Source organism: Arthrobacter sp. 05T47, assembly GCF_056395825.1.
In genome coordinates, this window is sequence record NZ_JBFTKG010000085.1 from 1 (window position 1) to 3,281 (window position 3,281).

Sequence of the window (3,281 nt, forward strand, 5' to 3'; positions counted from 1 at the left end):
CTCATGAGTGGTGAGCACTCGGCTCCCGCCCCGGAAGAAAACGACGCGACCGTTGATTTAACTGTCAGCGGCCTTCCCGTCTTCGCCCCGTCTGCAGGCACGGCAATCCCGGGAATCCAGAGGGCAGGGGACCGTCCAGAGATCAACATGGGAGGCGTCCGCTGGGAGCGGCTCACGGAAAGGGCCGACCCTTTGGTTGAGTTCCTGCGGGTCACGTACGGGCCCGGGAGCGAGTCCTGCGCCGCGGACGCACTGATGCGCCACCCCGGATGGGAGTACATCCATCTCCTTTCCGGCCAACTCAACGTCCAGGTCGCTTTTGATAGCGATGTTCTCGGGCCTGGAGACAGCATGAATTTCGATTCAAATGTGCCGCACCGTCTCAGCAACACCTCCGGTGAAAACTGTGTCGCCATCTGGGCCGTGGTCGGCCGTCAAGGCTTCGCCCATCCCCTCGACCTGGCCAGGGCCGGTCAGGGATCAAGCGGTGAGGACTCCGCGACGATGGAACACTCCCACTCTTAGCATTCCTCCCCTTCATGGGATGGACGTGTCGTGCCTTCAGTGCGGAAGCGTTGGTTTGCGGGTGTCAACCGGGGGAATACAAGCGGACACGCTCCTCGCAGCATTGGGCCGCCTGCCAAGACGTGGACGCGGCAGACGCCAAAAGAGTGCCGGCGACGGGTTGTCGCCGGCACTCTTTTGGCTTGGCGGGCCTGGTTACTTTAGACAGCTGAGCCCGCGGAGGCGGTTGATCCTTCCTGACCGAGGGCAGCCTGCCCAGGCTTGGGCGTCGGCTGGTAGGCCAGCAGCTTCCAGGATGAACCCACGCGGATCCACACGGCTAAGGCGGTATTGTCCAATGCTGTAGGCGTGCCCCGGATGGTCAGATCGGCGTGCATTTCTCCCATGACGAGGGCTACATCGCCTACTATTTTGACCTGCTCCACCGGATGATCGATCCTGTGATAGACGTATACACCCTGCCGGCACTTATCGATGTAGCCGCTCAGGTCATCGCGTTCCCCGTTTGAATGCGCGTAGACGAGGTCCTGATGGCAAAGTTCGGCGAAGGCGTCGAAGTCAGACCTGAGTACCGCCTCGTAGCGGCGGTCTTCAAGGGACAGGATCTCCTGTTCGTCTGAAGGATGGTGATCGGGCACGTGGGGCTCCTTCCGATCCAGGGCGGGCTGAAGGTTAGATGAGTCCACGGATGCTGCCGCCGTCCACGCCCCAGACGGAACCGGTGACGAAGCTGGTCACCGGGCTGCAGAGCAACGCGATGACGCGCGCTACTTCCTCCGGAGTGCCGAGCCGTTCCAGGGGCAGCTGGCGGAGCTTCATTTCATGTTCGACGGCTGCCTGGCGTTCCATCCCGTGCAGGGTTGCGAACGTGTCAGCAAAACCGCCAGGCTTGGTCCAGAACGGTGTCCAGATGGGTCCCGGTGCCACGGCGTTGACCCGGATCTTCGGGCCCTCTGCGCGGGCGATGGACTTCGTCAGGGCCAGGACAGCTGCCTTGCTGGCGGAGTAGTCGACAGGCTGGGCTTCGGGCTGCCGGGCCAGATCGGATGCGTTGTTGACGATGCATGGAGCCCCCGACTCGCGCAGGGCGGGCAGTGCGGCGCGGATGGTCCGCACGTAACTCATGAAGTTCAGCTCCATCGTGCGGGCCCAGTCCTCGTCGGTGATCTGCTCGAAGGTCCGGACCGCCCCGGAGCCGACGTTGTTGATCAACAGGTCAAGGCCGCCGAGCTGGCTGATGGCCTCCGCGACGGCGTTGGTCGTGGCCTCCCCGTTGGTGAAGTCCACGACGGAGGGGACAATCCGGCCAGGATTGTCCGCGGCCAGTTCTTCGAGCTCGGTCAGGGCCGATTTGTCGATGTCCAGGGCGGCCACGGTGGCCCCTTCGGCGGTCAGCAGAAGGGCGGTCGCTCGCCCGATGCCCTGGGCGGCACCTGTCACGATGGCCTTCTTGCCGGTCAGTTCCAGTTCCATGAGATGTACCTTTCGGTGTTCGCTATTGCAGTGCTTAGTTGTGGTGCGCGGAGGAACCTTCGGTCCCGGTCCGGAAATCAAAACCGGTGGTCAGGCCCCCGTCAGCTACAACGGTGGTGCCGAAGACGGCCGAGGACTCCTTGGAGAGCAGGAAAAGTGCCGAATTGGCGACTTCGTCCGCGCCGGTGATGCGCCCGAGGGGCTGCCGCGCCTCACGGGTGGCCAGGAATTTCTCCGGGTCGCTGGCCGAGGCCAGGTGGCGTTCGAAAAGTCCCGCCCGCATGGGCCCCGGTGCCAGCAGGTTGAATTGGATGCCCGTACGGGCGTAGTCCAAAGCAATGGTTCGGACGGCTCCGGTGAGGGCGGCCTTGGACGACGCATAGGACGCCAGCTGCTGCTCCGCGAAGTGGGCATCGACGCTGGTCACCACGACCACGGAAGCGTGCTCCGCTTTCTGCAGGTGCGGCATCAGCGTTTTGAGGGCGATGACGTTGCCGAGGACGTTCACCTCCCAGGTCCGCTTCCACGACTCCAGCGTTTCTTCCTCGAGCGTGCCGACACCAAGGATCGCTGCCGCGGCGATCAGCCCCAGTGATCCGTTGGCGCCTGCAGTGGCCGTTTTGGCTACTTCCTGCCAGGTCGCCTCTTCTGCGACGTTGCCGACGATGTGCTGGTACCGGGGTTGGTCCGTCAGCTCTGCGGGGCTGCCTCCGAGGTCCACACCGAAGACGTGGCTTCCCGCTGACAGCAGTGCCTTCGCGCATTCCAGACCCAACCCACTGGCTGTGCCCGTAACGATGACATGGTCGGGAAGAGTGAGTGTCCAGTCAGTCATGAATTCCTCCGTTACTTGCCTACTGCTGCAGCACAGTCAGCAAGGTTGGCTTTGGTGATCGTCTTGGGAGTCAGATAGTTGTTCTTCTCCACACTCTTGCCTTCGAGGACATTAATGACAGCCTTTGCTGCGAACTCGCCATCCTCGATGGGGCTTTGCAGAACCGAGGCGTACTGGACTCCCTTTTCAATGCCGGTGTAACCCTCGGTGGAGCAGTTGGAACCGACCATGGCCAAGTCCGTGGATTTCAGGCCGGCCCGGTCAGCGGCGACGATGGCGCCGGCCAGCATGTTGTCTGCTTGGGCGTAGATGCCGCGAAGGTTCTTGTTCCCGAACTGGGTGATGAGGCTGGCAGCTGCGGATGTGGCCTGGGTCTGGTCCCAGTTGCCCGGCTGTGAACCGGCGATGGTGATTCCAGGGGCCAACTTTGCCAGTTCGTCCTTGAAGC

General features: G+C 62.8%; 5 protein-coding genes. 1 reads left to right on the forward strand and 4 read right to left on the reverse strand.

Translation table 11 applies throughout. The annotated features are described in order from the left end of the window. On the forward strand, positions 1 to 525 hold a 525-nt coding region (locus tag AC1DEY_RS22730; protein WP_476869972.1), incomplete at its 5' end, for a cupin domain-containing protein. A gap of 200 nt (positions 526 to 725) precedes the next feature. Here AC1DEY_RS22730 and AC1DEY_RS22735 read toward each other — a convergent pair. The 4 genes from AC1DEY_RS22735 to AC1DEY_RS22750 all read right to left on the reverse strand — a co-directional run. After that, positions 726 to 1,163: a nuclear transport factor 2 family protein gene (locus tag AC1DEY_RS22735; protein WP_476869973.1), complete on the reverse strand. Its 438-nt coding sequence runs from the start codon at positions 1,161 to 1,163 to the stop codon at positions 726 to 728. A gap of 34 nt (positions 1,164 to 1,197) precedes the next feature. After that, positions 1,198 to 1,998, reverse strand: a complete 801-nt coding sequence (locus AC1DEY_RS22740; RefSeq protein WP_476869974.1) for an SDR family NAD(P)-dependent oxidoreductase — start codon at positions 1,996 to 1,998, stop codon at positions 1,198 to 1,200. A 34-nt stretch (positions 1,999 to 2,032) separates the two neighbouring features. After that, entirely contained in the window at positions 2,033 to 2,833 is an 801-nt protein-coding gene (locus AC1DEY_RS22745; protein ID WP_476869975.1) for an SDR family NAD(P)-dependent oxidoreductase, read from the reverse strand. An 11-nt stretch (positions 2,834 to 2,844) separates the two neighbouring features. Beyond that, positions 2,845 to 3,281 (reverse strand): substrate-binding domain-containing protein (locus AC1DEY_RS22750; RefSeq protein ID WP_476869976.1); only part of this gene is annotated, 437 nt, incomplete at its 5' end.

Bases quoted from the DNA above. Each gene is read 5' to 3' on its own strand.
- AC1DEY_RS22740 (WP_476869974.1), bottom strand. From the start codon at position 1,998: ATGGAACTGGAACTGACCGGCAAGAAGGCCATCGTGACAGGTGCCGCC.
- AC1DEY_RS22745 (WP_476869975.1), bottom strand. From the start codon at position 2,833: ATGACTGACTGGACACTCACTCTTCCCGACCATGTCATCGTTACGGGC.